The organism is Flavobacterium sp. SORGH_AS_0622 (genome assembly GCF_030818825.1).
Classification (GTDB): Bacteria; Bacteroidota; Bacteroidia; order Flavobacteriales; family Flavobacteriaceae; genus Flavobacterium.
In genome coordinates this window covers 1,997,543-2,019,371 of the sequence record NZ_JAUTAX010000001.1, presented here as the reverse complement: position 1 = coordinate 2,019,371, position 21,829 = coordinate 1,997,543, and the positions used below count along the sequence as shown (strand labels likewise).

Below are 21,829 nucleotides of genomic sequence, written 5' to 3'. Positions count from 1 at the left end.
ATGCCAGAAAAAAATAATTTACATATCATAATCGCCGAAGATGACATTGATGATGCTGATGTTATCACAGAAACTTTTACAAAAAATCCACATTTCAGCAAAGTAAGCCTTGTGGCTAATGGCGAAGAACTGCTGAATTACTTAAAAAATACTTCAAACGAAAGTCCTGACGTTATTCTTACCGATATCAATATGCCTATTATTGACGGAATTGAAGCTTTACAGGAAATTCTGAATACCAATGAATTGAAAAACATTCCGTGTTTCGTTTATTCGACAAGTATAAATCCTTCATACAAGGAAAAATGCGATGATCTGGGCGTAAAAGCCTATCTTATTAAGCCGTATTCTTTTGAAGCTTTCGCGGAAATCCCAAAAACTATTTTAAGTATTATTGAAGCTTAATTTCATTTTTATCCTGAAGAAAGCTTTTCTTTTCCATTATTTTAGGATTAGAGAACAAATTTAAACCGTAAAATGGTATAACTTTGTAACCAATTATTTTTCCTAATTTAATGGAACTTAGTATGGAAAGAAATCAAAAAGAAGAAGTACAAGCACTTCAAGATACATTACACGTTTTGGGCGGTAAATGGCGGCTGCCAATTATCAATTCAATCTGTAACGGAAATCATCGTTTTAGAGAAATCGAACGCAGTATTCCAGGAATTACTACACGCATGCTTTCGAGAGAGCTCAAAGAAATGGAACTCAACATGCTGATTAAAAGAACAGAAGACCGCGATGCCGAAATTCAGGTTAAATACGAATCAACACCCTATTGTAAATCATTTGGTCCTGTTATCGAAGAAATGATAAAATGGGGAAAATCGCATCGAGAAGAAATCATTAGAAAATCCTAAAAATACCTTTAGTCCTTTATCGTAAATTGACCTTTTTGAATCAAAAAACATCCAAATGAACTTAAAAAGTACTTAAAAATGTAGTTTTTTAATGAATTACAGCTATAAAAGCCCTATATTACATAAATAAAAAGCCGATTCTGTTGGCCCTATCGGCGCATATTGCTATAATTTTAAAAAACACAAAATGAAACAATTATTACAGTGGACCATCATTATTCCAATTTTATCGTGGGTTCTTTTTTTTAGCGGACTTGTAGACAACAGCAGTATCTTTCAAATTATTGCCAGTATTTTGCTTATTCTTAGCGTTATGTCTGCCGTACATCATTCTGAGATCATAGCAGAACGCGTTGGAGAACCTTACGGAACGATTATTTTGGCAATATCAATAACTGTTATTGAAGTTTCAATTATCGTGTCATTAATGATTTCTGAAGGATCAGAAGCTGCCTCTTTAGCCAGAGACACGGTTTATGCCGCAACAATGCTTATTTTAAACGGTATTATAGGATTGTGCCTTCTTATTGGAAGCATCAAACATTACGAACAGAATTTCTCAACTTCTTCTGTAACTATTGGTTTAGTTTCGCTGATTTCTATAATCGTATTTACTTTAGTATTTCCCACTTTTACAGAAAGCGTTCACGGTTCTTATTACTCAAAACCGCAGCTTATCTTTGCGTCGATTGCGTGTCTGGTTATTTACGGTTCTTTTTTGTTCGCACAAACCAAAGGCTACCGACAGTATTTTCTAACGAACGGAGGTGACGATGAAGCTAAAACGCACCCAATTGAAATCAATAATAAAACATTTTACACGAGCATGGTTTTTCTTTTGGTTAGTTTAGGAATCGTGGTATTACTAGCCAAAACCCTATCGCCAACTATCGAAACTATTATTATCGGTTATAATCTTCCCAAATCTTTAGTTGGGGTAATCATTGCGATAATTATTTTGTTACCCGAAGCAATCGCAGCCATAATTGCAGCAAGAAAAAATAGACTTCAAACGAGTTTAAATCTAGCTTTAGGTTCTGCCTTGGCAAGTATAGGATTAACTATTCCAAGTGTCGCAGCAGTTTGTATTGCCATGAATATGCCAATTGTTTTAGGGCTTGATATTAAATCTATTGTACTTTTGGCTCTATCGGTTTTCACCGTAATGCTGTCTTTAAGCAAAGGAAAATCCAACATTGTTTATGGAGTTGTGCTTCTAGTGAATCTATTTGCGTTTATGTTTCTTATGATTTATCCTTAAATGCTTAAACACATAGAAACATAAAAATAAACTTTAAATACTTTTTCAAAATCAAAATAAGCGTAATTTTCACACATAAAAAGTATCACAATAAAGACTAAAAGTGAACTATTTTACTCCTTACTTTTCAGCATTTTTCTCTAACTTAGCGCTCTACATTTTGAAATGTAAGATTAAAACAAACTTGTTTTTCTGCAAAGCATTGAATGAAAAAGAATTACCATACTTTCTCTTACTTTTTGCTGTAAAAACATCCTTCTAATAATTTAGTTAATTGAAAACTATGAACAAATTTGATTTTGGAATTGTAGGACTTGGCGTAATGGGTCGTAACCTACTTTTAAATATCGCAAGCCACAACTTTGCGGCTGCAGGTTTAGACTTAGACACCGAGAAAGTCAATTCTCTTCAACAAGAAGCCGATGCCGACCATACTATTGAAGCTACGACAGATGTTAAACATTTTGTAGAACTTATTCAGCAGCCACGAGCGATTATGCTATTGGTCCCAGCTGGAAAACCAGTTGACAGTGCTATTGCAAGCTTACTGCCTCACTTAGATAAAGGAGATATTATAATTGATGGTGGAAACACTTATTTTACCGATACAGACAGAAGATTTTTAGAATTATCTGAAAAAGGTATTCATTTCTTCGGAATGGGAATTTCAGGTGGAGAAAAAGGCGCGAGATTCGGTCCTGCTATGATGCCTGGAGGAGATCAAAAAGCCTATGAAAGACTTCGCCCTATTTTTGAAGCAATTGCTGCAAAAGTCGACGGAGAACCTTGCGTAGAATATCTTGGAAACGGTTCTGCTGGAAACTACGTAAAAATGGTTCACAACGGAATTGAGTACGGAATCATGCAGTTGATCTCTGAGATTTATGACCTGATGAAAAGAGGTTATAATCTAGATGATACCACTATCCAGACAACTTTTGAAGAATGGAACCAGACTCATGATCTTAAATCATATTTGATTGAAATTACAGCAAGCATCTTAAAAGAAAAAGATGAGGATGGAAGTCTTTTGATCAATAAAATTTCAGATTGGGCTAAATCGAAAGGAACAGGAAAATGGACTTCGCAAAACGCAATGGATTTACAAGTTCCAGTTCCAACTATCGATGCTGCAGTTGTTATGCGCGATATGTCTAAAACAAAACCAGAAAGAATTGAAGCTTCTAAAAAACTAGTTTGGAACGGCGAAGCATCTGAAGTAAACACAAACGAAGCAATCGAAGCTTTAAAATCGGCTTTATACCTTTCTATTGTTGTAACTTATGCACAGGGATTAGCGCAGCTTTATACAGCTTCTAAAGAATATAACTACGGATTAAATTTAGAAACTGTTGCCAAAATATGGCGTGGCGGCTGTATCATTCGTGCTAATATCTTGGAAGATTTTAGAAAAGCGTATGTCACAAAAGCAGATTTACCAAACTTACTTTTAGATTCAGGAATTGCTTCTAAATTAAATGATAACCAAGCCGGAATGAGAACTGTTATTCAGTTTGCTGTTCAAAAAGGATTGCCTGTGGCAGGACTTATGAATTCGTTAGCTTATTTTGATGCTTACAGATCTGCAAATCTTCCAACAAACCTGATTCAGGCACAGCGTGATTATTTCGGAGCTCATACGTACGAACGTATTGACAAAGAAGGTGTATTCCACACACAATGGTCTGAATAAGAAATTAAAGCAACACAACTACACACAATGACTAAAAATAAACTAAAAAATCCAACAATCATTGTTATTTTTGGAGGAACCGGAGACTTGGCAAAGAGAAAGCTCTTCCCTGCTTTTCAAAATCTGTACCTTGACGGACGTTTGTCTGAGAAGTTTCAGATTATTGCCCTTGGAAGAGCAGAAAAATCCAATGAAGATTTTCGCAGTTATGTCTTAGAAAACCTAAATGCTTTTTCAAGAAAAAAAGGAATTTCTGATCCAGAAACTGAAAAATTTCTTTCTCATATCACTTACCACAGTCTTGATATTGACAAAGAAGAATCGTATATCGGATTGAACGAGAAAATCAACAATTTTGACCTTGCTTTTGGTGAACGTGCCAATCGTTTGTTTTATTTGTCGATTACTCCTTCTTTTATCTCTACCATTTCTAGTAATATTAAGAAAATAGGCCTTGCAGCAAATTCAAAGCAGGATCGTATTATTATAGAAAAACCTTTTGGTTACGATAAAGCTTCTGCAATCGAATTGAATGAAATGCTTTCGCAGACTTTCAAAGAAGAACAGATTTATAGAATCGACCATTATTTAGGGAAAGAAACCGTACAGAATATCTTGGCTTTCCGTTTTGGAAATTCAATGTTCGAACCTTTATGGAGCCGTAATTTTATCGATTTTGTTCAGATTACCGTAGCAGAAGAAGTCGGTGTTGAAGAACGCGGCGGATTTTACGAAGGAGTTGGTGCTTTAAAAGATATGATTCAGAACCATTTGCTTCAAATTTTATGTATGACTGCAATGGAAGCGCCTGCATCACTAGCAGCAGATGATATTCGTAATCGTAAAGCAGATGTTTTAAAATCGATTCGTCGTATTAAACCAGAAGAAGTTGACCACTATATTGTTAGAGGTCAGTACGATGCTGGAACTATCAACGGAAAACCAGTTCCGGGATATCGTCAGGATAAAGGAATTGCACCAGATTCTAATACAGAAACTTACGTAGCAATGAAAATTTATCTGGACAACTGGAGATGGCAGGGAATTCCGTTTTACTTGCGTTCTGGAAAAAGAATGGAAGAAAAACAATCCTCTATTATTATCCAGTTTAAACCAGTGCCACATTCTGCATTTTCTTATGGAAAAGAAGGCATGACACCAAACCGACTGATTATCAACATTCAGCCGGCAATGGATATTAAATTGCAGTTTATGACCAAAAAACCAGGTTTATCTCTGGCTTTAAGACCTGCCGAAATGGTTTTTGATTATTTCGCCTGCTCTACAATGTCACCAGAAGCTTATGAAACGTTGCTAGCAGATGCTTTAGCAGGAGATCCTACCCTATTTATGCGTTGGGATCAGGTAGAAGAAGCTTGGGATGCTATTGATACAATCCAGCAAGTATGGAAAACAACTGCGCCAACCAATTTCCCAAATTACAAAGCAGGAAGCTGGGGACCAGAGGAAGCCGACGAACTACTGGCACGTCAAGGACACAAATGGATTCCGAACACACAAAACGTTAAAAAAGAAGAAGAAGTTTTAAATGATACAGATATTTAATAATACAGAAGAAATTAATATTGCAGCGACTGATCTTTTTGTAGAATCGGCACAAAAAGCAATTGCTGCAAAAGGTAAATTTGCAGCAGTTCTTACGGGAGGTTCTTCTCCTGCAGGAATCTATAAATTATTAGCTTCTGATACGTACAAAAACAAAATAGACTGGAGCAAAGTTTATATTTTTTGGGGCGACGAACGCTGGGTGCCTTTAAACGACGATCTTAGCAATGCTAAAATGTCTTACTCGACATTATTAAGCCACGTTCCTATTCCGCAGGAAAACATTTTTGAAATGTACAAAGACGGCGTTACGCCAGAAGAGTATGCTGCAACATACGAGCAGACTATCAAAAAGGTTTTAGGCGAAGAAGGAAAATTTGACCTTATTCTATTAGGTATGGGAGATGACGGACACACTGCCTCTCTTTTTCCAGGCGAAGCAGTTTTAGAAGAACAAACTAAATGGGTTGACGCTTATTATTTAGCCCCTCAAAAAATGCACCGTATTACGCTTACTGCTCCGTTAATCAACAAAGCAGAAAAAATTGTTGTAGTGGCTTTTGGAGAGAAAAAAACACACGCTTTAAAAGAAGTTACAACTGGAGAATACAATCCGACTTTATATCCAATGCAGTTGATTAAACCTGTTTCTGGTGAGTTATTGTTTTTGGTGGATAAAGTTGCTGCTGGAACAAACTAAGAAATTGTTTCTACAATATTTAGAAGGTTTATGCTGAAAAGTGTAAACCTTTTTTTGATTTTTTTAAACGCAGATTTTGCATATAAGCATCTTACTCATCACAGTGAATTCTGGTGCCTTCTTAACAACTCAAATAGTCCTCAAAGAGATCAAGAATAAACTAGAAAAAAAATAAGTTGGTGTAATAAAAAACCTCGCGTTTTGCGAGGTTTTACTTTTATATAATTTATACATTCCCTTTGTTGGCAGGGAAAAAATTTCCTTACTAATATTGAGTATTTCTGAGTGATGAGTTTTCAATCATCTTTTTTGATAAGTGGAAAAATGCTTTTAATTTTTACAATTTCAATTTTTTTAAAATAATTTTCTATAATCTTATCAATTTTGCGGGAATGCAAGCAAGTTATTATAAGTTTCTTATTATTTATTAATTGTAATTCAACATAGTAATAACTTTCAAAAGGAAAACTTCTCACAGCACTATCTTTTAATTTGTTTGGAGTCATGTAAATGGTAACTCTAATGACATCTTTAATATTGTATTTTATATTCTTATTTTTTTCAATTATCATAAGATCTTCCTGATTAATTTCATAAACTATGTGCGCACTTAATAAATAATAATTTAGGTGAATAAAAAGTACAGGTACAACAAAAATTACAATAAAAGGTAGTGCTATATAAATCACAAATTTAAGATTTAAAATTTCTATGTTAAAAATCCAAAATCCAAAATATAAACATGATATCAATATTAAATCAAATAGTGCTTGAATTTGATTCCAAAAAGTCATTTTTAGCTTCATTTTTTAATTTGTTATCTAGTGTTTAAAATTGCTGTATTTGCACATGCTGCATTTATGTTATTTATATTTATATTTATCAATTCCTTCTGATACATATGAACTATGATTTCCTAAATCTCCATTCGAATTCATATGCAGCTCTCTCTATGTATCTTTCAGCTCCTAACGGTAAACTTGGATCACCATTCAGATAGTCAAAATTCTCTTTTTAGCAGTCTAATCTATACGCCTTTTCTAATTACGTCTTGGATTGATTTGACATTTTATACGTTTTAAAGTGGTCAAATAATATAGTAATTCTAACTTAGTAAAATAATATCTTTTTTGCTAGTCTATAATATATATAAATCAATTATGTGTTCACTCGTTGTTACTTATTTTTTTTATTTTTTCATCTTTTCATTAATATAATTCCAATTTTAATGTACAATGATTAAACAAATTCCAATATTAATATTACAATTAAAAGTGCTACACCCAGAAAAATAAAACCCAGAGAGGTCCAATACAACTTCAAATTAATATAATCTTTAAAATATTCTGAATTATTATCTCTTTTAATTCCCACCTTTGGCTTGCCTTTACCTTTATATCTAGCGATATATATAGCAGCACCAATGACTATCATTGCTAGCAGTATTAAAATTATTTGCGTCATTAAACTCATTTATACTAATCTTCTTGAACCAACTCAATATCCATTGTCTTAATCAACCCATCTTCAAAAGTATAAACATGCTTAACTAGACCGTCAAAAATCAAATTACCTTGCAGGTCTTTTACATTTTGCTGTACTAAAACTTCTAAACTGTCATTTTCCCTTTCAGCAAAACCAACTGGATCTACTTTCGGATTAATTTCTGCCCATTGTCTTGTCCAATATTGTCTAATTTCGTCGTGTCCACTAATATAGCCGCCTTCCCAAGCCTTTGACCATTGTACATTTTCTTGCATTGTTGATAAGCATTTGTCTATATTTCTTTCGTTAAAAGCATTATACGCTTTTCTGATTACGTCTTGGAATTGATTTGACATTTTATACGTTTTAAAGTGGTCAACTAATATAGCAATTCTAACTTATTAAAATAAATACCAACAAAAATTTAAAACCCTAAAAATCAACTTCAATTATTATCAAATTTTTAAATCTAACGGTTTTTAGAAAAATTTTAAGAAACCTTACTTTTCAAATTGCTATATTTGGCGCACTTTCAACAACTATAAGCCTTGTTTTTGAGTAACAAATATAATCCTGCTGTGCTGTAAATGAAACCTATTAAGTTCATATATATCGTTTTACTTTCGCTACTTTCTTTCTTTAGAGGCACCGAAACGTATCAGCAGCCTGTACATTTTAGCAGCTGTATCACTCATGACAGTGTTACCGCAGATGATACACTCTTTAATTCTTCGGATTATTCTTCTTATAAAAATTTAGAAGTTCATTATAAACTCAAAAAGAAAATAAAATCCAGAGCTACTACTTTAGAACAAAGTACAATCAAAGCTCCTTATTTTAGTAATCTAATAAACTTCAAGCTTTACAAAAAGAGCTTAATTTATGGTATAGCTTCAATATACCAAATTCAAAGGCATACTTATCTTCATTTGTATCAGTTATTCTAGGACTCCAAATTTGGTTGTTTTTATATTTTAGATGTTTCTAAAACGACTTTCATGTGCCTATATGGCGTATGAGTATCATTGTTATAAAAACATTTTTTCTAAGAACGGTGCTTCTATCCAAAAAGGAAGTAATCCGAAAACATCTCTAATTTCAATATTTACATAGATTTCAAACTCCCTTTTCTTGCATTGGGGAGCCTATATTTTTATTTAATTTTTAAAACCTAATCATGAATATTTATAAAAATCCATTCCTTTTGTTCACTTTATCATTGTTCGTTTTAGTCTCGTGTGGTGACAAAGCAAAAAAGAATTCCGAAAACATTAAAACACTTCCTGTATACAAAGTCACCTTAAAAGACACCATTGTTTCGAGCAAATTTGTTGCCGATGTACATGCTAAAAACAATGTAGAAATCCACGTTAGAATTCCTGGTTTACTCGACAAAGTTTATGTAAGCGAAGGACAAAAAGTTAAAAAAGGACAAATCTTATTTAAAATAAGCGATGTCGAACTTCAAATTCAGCTGCTGAAAGCCGAAGCTGTTTTCAAAAGCGCAAAAGCCGATTTAAGAATCGCAACGGTTGAATTAGAACAAGCACAAACTCTTTTCAATAAAAAAGTAATTGCAGACAAAGAATTAGAATTATCAAAAGCAAAACATGAAGCGGCTTCTGCGAAATTAGCCCACGCTGCCGCAGAAAGAAAAGCAATCAACCAGCAGATTAGTTTTACGACAATCCGTGCGCCGTTTGACGGAACTGTAGATAGAATTCCGTTTAAAGAAGGAAGTTTAGTAGAAAATGGTTCATTATTGACTACCGTTTCTCAGCTGGATGACGTTTACGCTTATTTTTCAATTCCTGAAAATACATATTTCCAAATGATGGAAGACAAAACTCTTAATACACAAGGAGATATAAAACTTGTCTTGCCAAACGGAATGGTTTACGATCAAAAAGGAGAACTAAGAACTGCCGACGGAGAAATCGACAGACAAACGGGTTCTATTCAATATAAAGCCAAATTTCACAATCCGCAGGGATTTATCAAACACGGAACTTCTGGTAAACTGATTATTTCAGAACCAAAAACCAATGCAATTTTAATTCCGCAGAAAGCTGTTTTTTCAATTCAGGACAAACAATACGTATTTCTGGTAAAAAAAGATGGAGTAGTTAAAATGACCAATGTTACAATTGGAAGTACTCTAGATGATGTTTATATCCTAAATGATGGTCTAAAAAATGACGACCTTATTGTACAGGAAGGTACGCAATCATTGAGAGACGGCGATAAAATCAACATCAAACAAATGTAGGTTATCGACTTGTAAAACAGTTATTTAATTATTTATCTAAAAAAAATATAATGATAGAGTTATTTATCAAAAGAAAAATATTGTCATTAATCATCTCGGTTATGATAGTTCTTTTGGGATTACTGGCTTTGTTCCAGCTTCCCATTACCCAATTCCCAGATATTGTACCGCCTTCTGTAACTGTAACAGCCAAATATACAGGAGCAAATGCAGAGGTTTCTGCCAACGCCGTCGCCCTTCCGCTCGAAAGAGCCATAAATGGTGTGCCGGGAATGACGTATATGTCGACCGTAACTTCTAATGACGGTTTAACCTTAATCCAGGTTTTCTTCGAAGTTGGAACCGATCCCGATTTAGCGGCTGTAAATGTGCAGAACCGTGTAACAACTATATTGGACGAACTTCCCGAAGAGGTAATTCGCGCGGGTGTTACGACCGAAAAAGAGGTGAACAGTATGCTGATGTACTTGAACATTACGAGTACAGACAAAACTCAGGATGAGCAGTTTATCTTCAACTTTACAGATATTAATATCCTGCAGGAATTAAAACGTATTGATGGTGTCGGACGTGCCGAAATTATGGGGCAAAAAGAATACTCTATGCGTGTCTGGCTGGATCCGCAAAAGATGCTTTCTTATAACATTTCTGCAAATGAAGTAATCAGCTCACTTCAAAAACAAAATATTTCTGCTGCACCCGGTAAAGTGGGTGAAGGATCTGGACAGCTTGATAATCAGTTACAATATGTAATTAAATATGGCGGGAAATTTTTTGAGCCAAAACAATATGAAGAAATCCCTTTAAGAGCCAACTCTGATGGAACGATATTAAGATTAAAAGATATTTCTGTAATAGAATTTGGTTCGATGAGTTACGGAATGGTTTCTAAAACCGATGGAAGACCTTCGGCATCTATCATGTTGAAACAACGTCCGGGTTCTAACGCTTCTGAAGTTATTGCGAGCGTAAAAGAAAAAATGACCGAATTAAAAGGAACTTCTTTTCCTCCGGGAATGGAATTTAATATTGCGTACGACGTTTCCCGTTTTCTTGATGCTTCTATTCATGAAGTTTTAAGAACTTTGATTGAAGCCTTTCTTTTAGTAGCCTTTGTAGTTTTTATTTTTCTGCAAGATTGGAGATCTACTTTAATTCCCGTATTGGCAGTACCTGTCGCGCTTATTGGTTCGTTTACCTTTATGTCGATGATGGGATTCTCGATCAATTTACTAACTCTTTTTGCTTTGGTACTTTCCATCGGAATTGTAGTCGATAACGCTATTGTCGTCGTCGAGGCCGTTCACGTCAAAATTTCCGAAGAACATATGGCACCGCTTGAAGCCACCATAAGAGCCATGAAAGAAATTACAGGTGCTGTAATTGCAATTACAATTGTTATGGCCGCTGTATTTATTCCAGTTGCATTTTTGAGCGGTCCGGTTGGGGTTTTCTACAGGCAGTTCTCTTTGACAATGGCAATTAGTATTGTCATTTCTGGAATTAACGCCCTTACCCTTACTCCTGCCCTTTGTGCCATTATGCTAAAAGCGCATGATCCGAATAAAGAAAAGAAATCATTATTAGATCGTTTTTTCCATAGATTCAATAATTGGTTTGATAATGTAACTTCAAAATATATTAAAGTATTAGTAAAGTTTGCTGACAGAACTTCGGTTACTGTTGGTTTATTGGTTCTTTTCTGTCTTTTTACTTGGGGAACAAGCAAATTTTTACCGTCAGGATTTATTCCGTCTGAAGATCAGGGAATGGTGTACGTAAGTGTTACCACACCGCAGGGTGCAACTGTAGAACGTACTGAAAAAGTATTGGATGAAGTAACTAAAGCGGCCAAAGGAATTCAAGGCGTCGATAACGTAACTACGCTTGCAGGATACAGCATCGTGACTGAAATTGCCGGAGCTTCTTACGGAATGGGAATGATCAACCTAAAAGACTGGAGCGATCGTGATATTTCTGTAAATGATTTTATAGCGCTTCTCAGCGAAAAAACAAAAGGCATTTCTGATGCACAGATTGAAATATTTGCACCGCCAACCGTTCCTGGTTTTGGTAATACCAGTGGTTTCGAACTTCGATTACTGGATAAATCCGGCGGAAGCATTACGAATACGGATGAAGTGACGAAAAACTTTATTAAAGAATTAAATGCTTCGCCAGAAATACAAAACTCTTTTACCAGTTTTGACGCCACTTTTCCGCAGTATTTAATTCATATTGATTACGATCAGGCTGCGAAAAAGGGAATTTCAGTAGACAATGCGATGGCAACCTTGCAGACGATGTTAGGTTCTTTTTATGCGACCAATTTTATCCGTTTTTCTCAAATGTATAAAGTAATGGTACAGGCAAGTCCACAGTTTAGAAAAAATCCTGAAAGTATTTTGGATATGTACCTAAAAAATGATGCCGGCGAAATGGTGCCGTTCTCCACTTTTATCAAATTAGAAAGAGTTTACGGTCCAGAAGTACTTACACGATATAATATGTACATGTCGGCTATGATTAACGGAGAACCTGCAGAAGGCTTCAGTTCTGGAGAAGCAATAGCTGCCGTAGAAAAAATCGCTGCAGAAAAACTACCAAGCCGTTTTGAACTGGAATGGTCTGGTATGACGCGTGAAGAAATTTTATCAGGAAACCAAACCATTTACATTTTTGCGCTTTGTATATTATTTGTATACTTATTATTGGCCGCACAATACGAAAGTTTACTGCTTCCGTTCCCTGTATTATTAAGTCTTCCCGTAGGAGTTTTTGGTTCTTATCTTGCCCTTTTGATGGTTGGATTAGACAATAACATTTACGCGCAGGTAGCACTCGTCATGCTGATTGGCCTTCTCGCCAAAAATGCGATTCTAATTGTAGAATTTGCAATGGCACAAAACAAAATAGGAAGAGATATTACAGAAGCCGCGATTGAAGGTGCCAGACTTCGTTTCAGACCAATTTTGATGACTTCTTTTGCTTTTATTTCAGGATTGATTCCGCTGTGTATTGCTTCTGGTGCGGGGGCTGTGGGTAACCGTTCCATCGGAACTGCGGCTGCAGGCGGTATGTTAATTGGAACTGTGTTTGGTCTTGTGATTATTCCGGGACTTTACATTTTGTTTGCCAAACTTGAAAAAGCAATGAATAAATCTAAAGTATAATTTTTTTAAGACACATAGACTCATAAAATTTAGAAATCGTAAAAAGGCTTTTCACTTTTTTAAAAGTCACATAGCTATTTGTTAGAAACCAGTTTCTTTCAGTTCCCTTTTCTAAAAAAAATCTATGTTTCTATGTGTTGAATCAATTACGCTGCAGCTTAAACAAATAAATTAAACAATGAAAGAGATATTAAATCAATATAAAAATGCTAATACGCAGTTTTTAAGGACAACCAGAATTGCAGTTATAATAACTGGAGTTTTACTTCTAACGGCATGTTCTGCGCCAAAAGTGAGCGATAAATTGACTGCTGCAAAACTTCCTGAGAATTTTGACGCGAAGAGAAAAGACAGTATAAATAATGCTACGCCATTTATTCCATTAAAAACAGAAACCTTTTTTAAAGATCCAAAATTAGAGCAGTTACTAAAGAAAGCTATCGCTCAAAATCCAGATTATTTAATTATGCAGGAAAGGATTTTAATTGCCAATTCGCATTTAAAAGTGGCAAAATTAGCACTTCTCCCTTCTTTAGACTTAGTTGCAGATGCTTCTGGAACGCGTTATGGAAAATATACAATGGATGGAGTTGGTAATTTTGATACCAATTTTTCACAAAATATCAGCGACAAGCAAAAAATTAATGAAGACCTTACTCCTAACCTTTTTCTAGGCGGAAAAGTTTCGTGGGAAGCTGATATTTGGGGAAAACTGAGCAACCGTAAGAAAGCAGCACAGCAAAGATATTTTGCTTCTCAGGCAGGAATGCGACTATTGCAGACCCGCCTTCTAAGCGATGCAGCCGATTTGTATTTCAAGCTTATTGCTCTAGACAAACAAGCAGCGATTTACGATAAAAACCTCACAACCCAAGAAAGAGCACTTGATATAGTTTCGGCTCAAAGATCGGTTGGAAAAGCTACGGAATTAGCTGTACAGCAGTTTAATGCGCAAAATAATAACATCCATGCCCAAGCTTCGGAATTGAAATTAAGCATCGACCAAACCGAAAAAGCTTTGTTGACGCTTTTGGGTGAATACGGCGGAAAAATCGATCGAAGCAGTGACTTTTTATCCGGACATTTAGAAGTTTTAAACCAAAAAATAAGTGTAGATTCTATTATTCATAAAAGACCAGACGTTGCCGAAGCTTACTTCGAATTATTAGCCAGCAACGCCGATGCAAAATCCGCACGTGCTGCCTTTTTCCCAACCTTAAATTTAGGCGGCTATGCAGGTTTCAATTCATTTTCTTTTAATACATTTTTTGATGCTGGATCTTTTGCCTGGCAGATATTAGGCGGTTTAACAGCTCCTGTTTTCAATAAAGGACAAATTAAACAGGAATTTTACGTTTCTAACCGAAGACAGGAAATTTCGTTTCTTCAATATCAAAATACAATCACAACTGCTTTCAACGAATTGAGCGCTTTATTGCATAGAAATGAAGCTTTTGAAGATGTTTTGAAATACAAATTAAAAGAAATCGATCATCTTGAAATTGCTGTAAACGTTTCTAACGATTTGTATTTAAGCGGTTATGCCAATTATCTCGAGATCATAAATGCGCAGAAAAACAAACTGCAGGCAGAACTTGATTTTGTTGATATTCAATTGCGAAATGCCAATTCTCAAGTACTATTGTACAAAGCTTTAGGCGGAGGAATTAATTAGTTTATATATTGGTCAAAAACTGCTCTTTTTTTAGCTCATCAAGAATGCAGTTTTATATCCCATTTGTTCGGCAGATGGGATTTTTTTTTTGAAGGAAATTTTCTGTTCGTTGTTACAACTATTATCTTTATTCTAAATTACTAAAAAAGCAACAATGGATATTGCCCATATTCTTGATCATATATATAAACTTCCCGAGCATTCTAAACTGGCTTTAGAAAATAATGTCCGAGAAATGGCTTTTCCTAAAGGTCATATTTTACTGCGAGCCAATAAAATAGAATCAAATATTTATTTTATAAAAAAAGGATTGGTGAGAGCTTTTATTGAAAGGGATAATGAAGTTACTTTTTGGTTTGGAAAAGAAGGCGAAACCGTGATTTCAATGAAAAGTTATGTCGAAGAACAACCTGGATATGAAACGATTGAACTTCTGGAAGACTGCGAATTATACGAATTAAAAACAGAAAACCTTAGAAAACTATTTAACGAAGATGTTCATATTGCGAACTGGGGACGAAAATTTGCTGAAAAAGAATTAATCAAAACCGAAGAACGTTTGATTTCCAGACAATTCAAAAATGCATCAGAACGTTATCTCGAACTCATGAAAGATCATCCGGAACTGCTTCAAAGAGTACAATTGGGACATATCGCTTCTTATCTCGGCATTACCCAAGTCAGTTTAAGCCGAATAAGAGCGGAATTAAAATAAATTTATTTTTTATCATTTGTTAAATTTTTTCTGAATTTCATAAAGGAACTTTGCACCACAAAATTTTAACGATATGAACTGGATTATTTTAATCATTGCAGGCTTATTTGAAGTAGCTTTTGCAGCCTGTCTGGGAAAGGCAAAAGAAACTACAGGAACAGAAATGTACTACTGGTATATTGGATTTTTTATTTCCTTAACCTTGAGCATGCTTTTGCTGATGAAAGCAACTGAAACACTTCCGCTGGGAACTGCGTATGCGGTATGGACAGGAATTGGCGCAGTTGGAACTGTCCTAGTTGGTATTTTTGTTTTTAAAGAACCTGCTGCTTTCTGGAGATTATTCTTTTTGGCAACTTTAGTAGGTTCAATTGTTGGTTTAAAAGCGGTTTCTCATTAAATATATTTTTGAAACACATCACAAAGCTGGAAACTATTCCAGCTTTTTTATTTAATATTTAATGCATTTTCAGCATCACATGATAATAAAATAGCATTTTATATCATTAGTCTTCCTTTTATCTTTGTCAAAAAAAGCATTACAAAACACATGAAGTTTAGCCATACCATTAAATCATTTGAGGAACTCACCAATCATGAACTGTATCAAATGTTACGTTTACGGAGTGAAGTTTTTGTTGTCGAACAAAACTGTCCTTATTTAGATCTGGATAATAAAGACCAAAAGAGTTTTCATCTTTTATATTATGTAAATGACCAATTAGCGGGCTGTACTCGTTTACTTCCTGCGGGTTTATCATATGATGAAATAGCAATTGGAAGAGTTGTGATTGACAAAACACATCGTGGATTGGGTTTAGGAGTAAAAATTATGGAAGCTTCGATTGCAGGCTGTCAGGAAAAATTTGGCGAAGGCCCAATTCGAATCAGCGCTCAATATCATTTGTCGAAATTTTACCAATCAGTTGGATTTGTTGAGCAAGGTGAAGTTTATGATGAAGACGGAATTCCGCATATCGAGATGCTCCGAACTTAATAAATTACGGCAGAATCAGTTTTAAAACATTGGCTAGTACAGGATTATGATCTTCAGTTCTCCAATTGATATACAAATCAGTCTCTAAAGGAAGTTTTATAAATCGAATACCCGAGATTTCATGGAAAAGATAAGAATCTGGAAGAATTGCAATTCCGAGTCCTTTTCGAACCAAGGCAATAATTGCAGAACCAAATTCGGAATGAAGATACACATCAGGCGCATTTTCAAAAGAATTGAATAATCGTTGTATTAAATCGCTGTAACTGCTGCCTTCATCGTTAGTTGGCAATATGAACTTTTGAGAAGCAAGTGTTTCTTTGGTAAGATCTTCGACAGTTTGATACGGATGGTTTTCAGGAACTACAATCGCCAAATTATCGGTATGGATTTTTTCTGATCGAATATCACGCGAATTATTAATATCTCTGGTAATAGCCAAATCGATTTTATAATTTTGGAGATATTCCTGCTGATTTTCATACAGAACTTGGACCAATTTGATTTTTAGTTTTGGAAAACCATTCGAAATACGGGACAAAATATCAGGCATAAGCGAAGCCGAAATAGAATCGGGATGCGAAATAGTAATAGTACCGCTCTCGCCTAACTGAATCTGGCGTGCTGACTGATGAATAAATTCGAGTTTACTCATTTCGACTTCCCATTTTTCTTTTAAAAACTGGCCGGCTGCTGTGAGCTTAACATTGCGTTTGTTACGTTCAAACAACTGAACGCCAAGCTGATTTTCGAGAGACTGAATCTGACGGCTCAACGCAGATTGGGTAATATTCATTTTGCCGGCGGTATTCCAAAAATGAAGTTCGCGTGATAAAGCTAGAAAATATTTAATTTGCTGTAAGTCCATTGATGCAATTTACGCATTTATTAAAAACAAAAAATAGGTTTTAATGCATTAAAGAATAAAAAATAATGAGCACACTAGAAATAAAAAAAGCAGCTGTTAAAGATTTAGAAGCTCTTCAATTAATTGGAAGACAAACTTTTTCAGAAACTTTCGCAGAGGTAAACAGCGAAGAAAATATGATTAAATATTTGGAAGAAAGTTTCGCCGATGAAAAATTAACTGCTGAACTCAATCATCCAGATTCCCACTTTTACTTAGCCGAACTTGATAACAAAATTATTGGCTACTTAAAATTAAATACTGGCGATGCACAAACCGAAAAACAAGATCGTAATGCTCTTGAAATAGAACGCATTTACGTCGCGAAAGAATTTCATGGCAAAAAAATTGCGCAGGCACTTTATGCACAGGCTTTACAAACTGCTGCAGAACTAAAAGCTGGGTATATTTGGCTTGGCGTTTGGGAAAATAATCTTAGAGCGGTTAGCTTTTATACTAAAAATGGTTTTATTCAGTTTGATACTCATATTTTCAGATTAGGCGACGACGAACAAACTGATTTATTAATGAAGAAAGTTTTATAAATCAATTAAAAAGGCAATTTTTACGAATTATAACTTAATGGAAAGAAAACAACTTTTACTGATTTTACTAATTATTGGCACTGCCTTTTGGGGTATCTCCTATTCTGTCACTAAAATGGCAATTGGAGATTATTCTCCTAACACTTTTTTGTTTTATCGTTTCCTTTTGGCCGTTATAGTTTTAACTATTATTTTTTGGAAATACGTTAGAAAAACAAATTTAGAAGCTGTTAAAACAGGTGCAATTTTAGCTTTTCCAATGTTTTTAGGAATTCAGCTTCAAACAGTTGGACTTAAATACAGCGATGCTTCGCAATGTTCTTTTATTGCGGGATTAACCGTTATCATTATTCCGTTAATGAAACTGGCGGTCTATAAAACCAATGCATCCTTAAAAATATGGATCGCCGCTTTAACTGCTTTAGCTGGTTTATTTATTATAGCCATACAAGATAAATTCACAATAAATATTGGCGATCTATTTACTATTGCGGGTGCTTTTGCTTTTGCCGTTTACTTGATTACTGTCGAAAAACATTCGGTTTTAAAGAATCTGCTGTATTCGATTGTTCCCATGTTTGCATTTTGTGCACTGTTTACTTTTTGTCTGGCTATTACAGATTCTCAAGCGGTTTGGTTTCCAAAAAATGATACATTTTGGCTTGGTGTTGTTTATTGCGCACTTTTTTCTACTGCATATATGTATACGGTTTCGAATATTTCACAGCGTTATTTATCTGCCGAACGTGTTGCGGTAATCTATTTATTTGAGCCTGTTTTTGGTGCAATTGGCGCTTTTTTTATTTTGGGAGAAAATCTTTCTTGGCGTCTGCTATTGGGAGGAACTCTCATTTTTGTCGCAACTATAATTTCTGAAGTAAATTTTAAAAGCTCCAAGCTTAAAATTTTGGCTAAGAAAGATTAGAAAAATCTACACATAAAAATGGTTCTCGAAGATTTAGCAGATTAGGAAGATTTATTCTCATTTGATCTGCGTGATCTGTGAGATTTACGAGAAAAACAGTCAAAAAAAACTCTTATTTTAATTTCTAAATAAGAGTTTTTTTTGTCCATTATATAGGTAAAAGTGTATCTTCTGGGTCACATGGAAAATAAATAACTATATCAGTTCCTTCGCCAGGTTTTCCTTCTGCATGAATATCACCTCCAACGGCCTGCATGATTTTTTTACATAATGCCAGACCAACACCTGAGCCAGTATAATGTTCCTGAGTATGAAGTCTTGTAAAAACCTTAAAAATAGATTCGGCATATTTTTGCTCAAAACCAATTCCGTTATCAGAAAATCGGACCCAATGACAATACACTTTATACTTGTCATGTATGATTACAGGTTCTTGAGAAGCTGTTATTTTAATTTTTGGCTGTCTTTCAACTGAAGCGTATTTTAATGAATTCTGAAGAATATTAATAAATAATTGTCTCATTAAAAACCCAATAGCATGAATTTTTGGAAGATTTTCAGACTCAATTACTGCATTACTTTCTGAAAGTGCTTCAGACATTTCTTTAATTGTAGATTCTAAAATTTCATTTAAATCTACTTCATGAAGAGTATCCCTGGTGTTTTTTATTCGGGTATATTTTAAAATATCTTCCAATAAACCGCTCATTCTATTGGCAGATTTCGAAACACGTTGTAGGGAATTTGAAATTGAATCGGTTGAAATAACATCCAATTCAGATAACATTTTTGAGGTGATAAGCTGAATTTTACGCAATGGTTCCTGCAAATCATGCGTACTGATCCAGTTAATATTTTCGAGTTCTGAATTTGTTTCTTTTAATATTTCGCTTTGACTGCGATATTTTTCCTCTTCTTCACTCAACATAATCAAAATAAGCTGATTGTGCAAGGCGTGTGCATATTGAATAGCTGCATTAATTTCATACTGCTTCCACACACTGCTTTTATTTTTGACAATCTGTTTCCAGATATTGAATGAATTTCTAGGATGAAGTCCGTTGCTGTCTTTAACAATGCTTTTTTCAGGATCACCACCCCAATTAATTTCAGAAATAGTTTCGGGTCTGTACCAAATTATGTGATCATTATTTCCAAGAGAATGATAGATAATTCCAGCAAAATTTGAATTTTGAGCTAGTTCCGGGAAATCATCGCTGATTTTGTGAGTGGTAAATATTTCGTTGGAAAACTTAGCATTTATACCTTCAATCAGCTCCGTAATTTGTTCATCAGAAGGAACTATTCCACTTTTATAGATTTTTCCTCTAGATATAATAGAAACACCAGCTGCATTACAAAGTTCTAGTAATTGCGGTGCCTCACTAATTATTTCTAATGATTCTTGTTTAATCGGAAGATCAATACTTGTTAATTGCTCCAATGCTAAAATTGATTTGTGAGCATTTATATTCTCATCATTAGATTGGCGTATATCGATTTGTGAGGTAATAAATTGTCCTTGAAGTTTTGCAGCAAGTCTAATTTCGGGTGAAATATTTTTTTCTGAATAATGATGGCAGGCAATTAATCCCCACAATCTGTCATGATGGATAAGCGAAATTGTTAATGTTGCACCAACGCCCATATTTTTTAAATATTCTACGTGAATTGGCGATGTACTTCTCAATATCGAAAGACTTAAATCAAGATTTTTATTTTCTTTATCGTCCACCGTGTAAATTGGAACTGGCTCATAATTAATATCAACAATTAATCTCAGCTGATTTTTAATATACAATTCCCTTGCCTGAGCTGGAATATCGGTATGTGGATAATGGAGTCCTAAAAAAGGTTCAAGATCTTCCCTGCAGCTTTCGGCAAAGACTTCCCCATTATATTCTTCATCAAAACGATAAATCATTACACGATCGTAGCCTGTAATTTCACGTGTTCCCTGAGCCACTAATGCACACAAATCTTTAAGCGACTTGGTGTTGTTCATCTGCGTTACAAACTGAATCGTTTGTGTGTAGACGTCCGCCAATTTTTCTTTATCTGGAAACTGTGGTTCAGCTTCTAAAACATAAATATCATAACTTTTGTGGATACTAATTTGAAATAATTTTCCTAAAAGGCTTATTTCGAGCGGAAAAACATCTTGAATTTTATCTTCATTGATATACTCTAACAGCTGTTTTTCTGCTTCGGTACCAAAAACACTTTTAAAGTCTTTTCCTAATACCTCAGTATGAAGTAAATTTAAATATGCAGCAATATTCTCTGTACAAAAATCTATTTTCCAATTGGAAGTAACGCCAATTAAAAAACCGTGAGGCTGAATTTTACCTGGTATATGTATCGGTTCATGCTCACAATTGGTCAACGTAACAATATCCCGATTAACTATATCTTTAATCTTCATTCTTTTATCTGCTCTCAAAGTGATTATAAATACTATCAAAAGCAAATACAGCTCCTTCTATTATAGCATCTCCACAATTATTCTGTTGTTCGTATTCTGATAGAAAGTTGAGGAAAGATTTCCAAAAACTTCCTGTTTTATCTCCGTAACCATTAAAATAAGAAACACCCTTATCTCCAGAAAGTTGCGGTACTCGTGAAACATTTTTTAAAATAAATCTACCGCCAAGCGTAGAACCTTCAACCACATAAAAAATTCCAAGAGCAAAAGGAACTGAAATGTTTTCAGTTTTAAAAACTTTCTCAGAGTTACTCAAATCATAGTTTAGAAAAGCAAGATCAGCCTCAATAAGTTGTTTTTTTCTTCTTTGTTCCGAATCACCTAAAAGTCCAGAAAATAATGGGTAAACCGTTTGTTCAGTATCAGCATGAACATCATGCATTAAATTTAGATATTTAGCGTATTCCTCAATTTTCATATCTGGTGACATAATTGACATGGAAACAGGAAGTTCTTCTAATTTTTTATGTGAGTCAGCAGTCTTTGTTTTCAAATCATTAAGAAAACTTGAGGCTACTGCAGTTGAATTTGTATTCATTATTTTACTATTACTTATTGGGAGGAATCTAT

Annotated in this window: 21 protein-coding genes; 15 read left to right on the top strand and 6 right to left on the bottom strand. The window is 34.5% G+C overall.

Annotation, left to right across the window (positions count from 1 at the left end):
• The 6 genes from QE431_RS08780 (at position 1) to pgl (ending at position 6,083) form a co-directional block, all read left to right on the top strand.
• Positions 1–405, top strand: coding sequence for a response regulator (locus QE431_RS08780; RefSeq protein ID WP_057118274.1), 405 nt, complete (start codon positions 1–3; stop codon positions 403–405).
• Positions 406–527: 122 nt separating this feature from the next.
• Positions 528–863 carry a helix-turn-helix domain-containing protein gene (locus QE431_RS08775; protein WP_057118275.1) on the top strand — a complete coding sequence of 112 codons (336 nt, stop codon included), beginning with the start codon at positions 528–530 and terminating at the stop codon, positions 861–863.
• 187 nt (positions 864–1,050) lie between these two features.
• Positions 1,051–2,124 (top strand): calcium:proton antiporter, encoded by a 1,074-nt coding sequence (locus tag QE431_RS08770; protein ID WP_307295049.1) that lies wholly within the window; start codon positions 1,051–1,053, stop codon positions 2,122–2,124.
• Between the two features lie 283 nt (positions 2,125–2,407).
• Positions 2,408–3,817, top strand: coding sequence for an NADP-dependent phosphogluconate dehydrogenase (gndA, locus tag QE431_RS08765; RefSeq protein ID WP_307295047.1), 1,410 nt, complete (start codon positions 2,408–2,410; stop codon positions 3,815–3,817).
• Between the two features lie 27 nt (positions 3,818–3,844).
• A complete protein-coding gene (zwf, locus tag QE431_RS08760) occupies positions 3,845–5,383 on the top strand; it encodes a glucose-6-phosphate dehydrogenase (protein WP_057118277.1) in 1,539 nt (512 codons plus the stop codon).
• Complete coding sequence (gene pgl / locus QE431_RS08755) at positions 5,367–6,083, top strand: 6-phosphogluconolactonase (protein WP_307295045.1); 717 nt, start codon at positions 5,367–5,369, stop codon at positions 6,081–6,083. The genes zwf and pgl overlap by 17 nt, the downstream gene beginning before the upstream one ends.
• Positions 6,084–6,379: 296 nt before the next feature.
• On the opposite strand, the gene QE431_RS08750 is transcribed toward pgl, so the two are convergent.
• The 3 genes from QE431_RS08750 to QE431_RS08740 all read right to left on the bottom strand — a co-directional run bounded on the left by QE431_RS08750 (position 6,380) and on the right by QE431_RS08740 (position 7,924).
• Entirely contained in the window at positions 6,380–6,889 is a 510-nt protein-coding gene (locus QE431_RS08750) for a hypothetical protein (protein WP_307295043.1), read from the bottom strand.
• A 433-nt stretch (positions 6,890–7,322) separates the two neighbouring features.
• Entirely contained in the window at positions 7,323–7,547 is a 225-nt protein-coding gene (locus QE431_RS08745) for a hypothetical protein (protein WP_307295041.1), read from the bottom strand.
• 14 nt (positions 7,548–7,561) lie between these two features.
• Positions 7,562–7,924 carry a nuclear transport factor 2 family protein gene (locus QE431_RS08740; RefSeq protein WP_057118286.1) on the bottom strand — a complete coding sequence of 121 codons (363 nt, stop codon included), beginning with the start codon at positions 7,922–7,924 and terminating at the stop codon, positions 7,562–7,564.
• 231 nt (positions 7,925–8,155) lie between these two features.
• On the opposite strand from QE431_RS08740, the gene QE431_RS08735 reads away from it, so the two are divergent.
• The 7 genes from QE431_RS08735 to QE431_RS08705 all read left to right on the top strand — a co-directional run bounded on the left by QE431_RS08735 (position 8,156) and on the right by QE431_RS08705 (position 16,397).
• Positions 8,156–8,515 (top strand): hypothetical protein, encoded by a 360-nt coding sequence (locus tag QE431_RS08735; protein ID WP_307295039.1) that lies wholly within the window; start codon positions 8,156–8,158, stop codon positions 8,513–8,515.
• Positions 8,516–8,745: 230 nt separating this feature from the next.
• Entirely contained in the window at positions 8,746–9,837 is a 1,092-nt protein-coding gene (locus QE431_RS08730) for an efflux RND transporter periplasmic adaptor subunit (protein WP_057118288.1), read from the top strand.
• 50 nt (positions 9,838–9,887) lie between these two features.
• Entirely contained in the window at positions 9,888–13,010 is a 3,123-nt protein-coding gene (locus tag QE431_RS08725; protein WP_307295037.1) for an efflux RND transporter permease subunit, read from the top strand.
• A gap of 178 nt (positions 13,011–13,188) precedes the next feature.
• Entirely contained in the window at positions 13,189–14,685 is a 1,497-nt protein-coding gene (locus QE431_RS08720) for a TolC family protein (RefSeq protein WP_307295036.1), read from the top strand.
• 154 nt (positions 14,686–14,839) lie between these two features.
• Positions 14,840–15,400 (top strand): Crp/Fnr family transcriptional regulator, encoded by a 561-nt coding sequence (locus QE431_RS08715; RefSeq protein WP_307295034.1) that lies wholly within the window; start codon positions 14,840–14,842, stop codon positions 15,398–15,400.
• 73 nt (positions 15,401–15,473) lie between these two features.
• A complete protein-coding gene (locus QE431_RS08710; protein ID WP_113678520.1) occupies positions 15,474–15,800 on the top strand; it encodes a multidrug efflux SMR transporter in 327 nt (108 codons plus the stop codon).
• Positions 15,801–15,950: 150 nt separating this feature from the next.
• Positions 15,951–16,397, top strand: coding sequence for a GNAT family N-acetyltransferase (locus QE431_RS08705; protein WP_307295031.1), 447 nt, complete (start codon positions 15,951–15,953; stop codon positions 16,395–16,397).
• A 4-nt stretch (positions 16,398–16,401) separates the two neighbouring features.
• On the opposite strand, the gene QE431_RS08700 is transcribed toward QE431_RS08705, so the two are convergent.
• Positions 16,402–17,265: a LysR family transcriptional regulator gene (locus tag QE431_RS08700; RefSeq protein WP_307295029.1), complete on the bottom strand. Its 864-nt coding sequence runs from the start codon at positions 17,263–17,265 to the stop codon at positions 16,402–16,404.
• Positions 17,266–17,330: 65 nt separating this feature from the next.
• Here QE431_RS08700 and QE431_RS08695 point away from each other — a divergent pair, with 65 nt between their 5' ends.
• Together QE431_RS08695 and QE431_RS08690 are read left to right on the top strand one after the other, a co-directional pair.
• Complete coding sequence (locus QE431_RS08695; RefSeq protein ID WP_307295027.1) at positions 17,331–17,849, top strand: GNAT family N-acetyltransferase; 519 nt, start codon at positions 17,331–17,333, stop codon at positions 17,847–17,849.
• Between the two features lie 37 nt (positions 17,850–17,886).
• Positions 17,887–18,774, top strand: coding sequence for a DMT family transporter (locus QE431_RS08690; RefSeq protein ID WP_307295025.1), 888 nt, complete (start codon positions 17,887–17,889; stop codon positions 18,772–18,774).
• A gap of 148 nt (positions 18,775–18,922) precedes the next feature.
• On the opposite strand, the gene QE431_RS08685 is transcribed toward QE431_RS08690, so the two are convergent.
• On the bottom strand, positions 18,923–21,199 hold the full coding sequence (locus QE431_RS08685; protein WP_307295024.1) for an ATP-binding protein: 2,277 nt from the start codon (positions 21,197–21,199) through the stop codon (positions 18,923–18,925).
• Positions 21,200–21,203: 4 nt separating this feature from the next.
• Positions 21,204–21,797, bottom strand: a complete 594-nt coding sequence (locus QE431_RS08680) for a biliverdin-producing heme oxygenase (RefSeq protein ID WP_307295022.1) — start codon at positions 21,795–21,797, stop codon at positions 21,204–21,206.
• Between the last annotated feature and the right edge of the window lie 32 nt (positions 21,798–21,829).

Excerpts from the sequence above, each read along its gene's own strand:
- QE431_RS08780 (WP_057118274.1), top strand. The coding sequence starts at position 1 with ATGCCAGAAAAAAATAATTTACATATCATAATCGCCGAAGATGACATT.
- QE431_RS08775 (WP_057118275.1), top strand. The coding sequence starts at position 528 with ATGGAAAGAAATCAAAAAGAAGAAGTACAAGCACTTCAAGATACATTA.
- QE431_RS08770 (WP_307295049.1), top strand. The coding sequence starts at position 1,051 with ATGAAACAATTATTACAGTGGACCATCATTATTCCAATTTTATCGTGG.
- gndA (WP_307295047.1), top strand. The coding sequence starts at position 2,408 with ATGAACAAATTTGATTTTGGAATTGTAGGACTTGGCGTAATGGGTCGT.
- zwf (WP_057118277.1), top strand. The coding sequence starts at position 3,845 with ATGACTAAAAATAAACTAAAAAATCCAACAATCATTGTTATTTTTGGA.
- pgl (WP_307295045.1), top strand. The coding sequence starts at position 5,367 with ATGATACAGATATTTAATAATACAGAAGAAATTAATATTGCAGCGACT.
- QE431_RS08750 (WP_307295043.1), bottom strand. The coding sequence starts at position 6,889 with ATGAAGCTAAAAATGACTTTTTGGAATCAAATTCAAGCACTATTTGAT.
- QE431_RS08745 (WP_307295041.1), bottom strand. The coding sequence starts at position 7,547 with ATGACGCAAATAATTTTAATACTGCTAGCAATGATAGTCATTGGTGCT.
- QE431_RS08740 (WP_057118286.1), bottom strand. The coding sequence starts at position 7,924 with ATGTCAAATCAATTCCAAGACGTAATCAGAAAAGCGTATAATGCTTTT.
- QE431_RS08735 (WP_307295039.1), top strand. The coding sequence starts at position 8,156 with ATGAAACCTATTAAGTTCATATATATCGTTTTACTTTCGCTACTTTCT.
- QE431_RS08730 (WP_057118288.1), top strand. The coding sequence starts at position 8,746 with ATGAATATTTATAAAAATCCATTCCTTTTGTTCACTTTATCATTGTTC.
- QE431_RS08725 (WP_307295037.1), top strand. The coding sequence starts at position 9,888 with ATGATAGAGTTATTTATCAAAAGAAAAATATTGTCATTAATCATCTCG.
- QE431_RS08720 (WP_307295036.1), top strand. The coding sequence starts at position 13,189 with ATGAAAGAGATATTAAATCAATATAAAAATGCTAATACGCAGTTTTTA.
- QE431_RS08715 (WP_307295034.1), top strand. The coding sequence starts at position 14,840 with ATGGATATTGCCCATATTCTTGATCATATATATAAACTTCCCGAGCAT.
- QE431_RS08710 (WP_113678520.1), top strand. The coding sequence starts at position 15,474 with ATGAACTGGATTATTTTAATCATTGCAGGCTTATTTGAAGTAGCTTTT.
- QE431_RS08705 (WP_307295031.1), top strand. The coding sequence starts at position 15,951 with ATGAAGTTTAGCCATACCATTAAATCATTTGAGGAACTCACCAATCAT.
- QE431_RS08700 (WP_307295029.1), bottom strand. The coding sequence starts at position 17,265 with ATGGACTTACAGCAAATTAAATATTTTCTAGCTTTATCACGCGAACTT.
- QE431_RS08695 (WP_307295027.1), top strand. The coding sequence starts at position 17,331 with ATGAGCACACTAGAAATAAAAAAAGCAGCTGTTAAAGATTTAGAAGCT.
- QE431_RS08690 (WP_307295025.1), top strand. The coding sequence starts at position 17,887 with ATGGAAAGAAAACAACTTTTACTGATTTTACTAATTATTGGCACTGCC.
- QE431_RS08685 (WP_307295024.1), bottom strand. The coding sequence starts at position 21,199 with ATGAAGATTAAAGATATAGTTAATCGGGATATTGTTACGTTGACCAAT.
- QE431_RS08680 (WP_307295022.1), bottom strand. The coding sequence starts at position 21,797 with ATGAATACAAATTCAACTGCAGTAGCCTCAAGTTTTCTTAATGATTTG.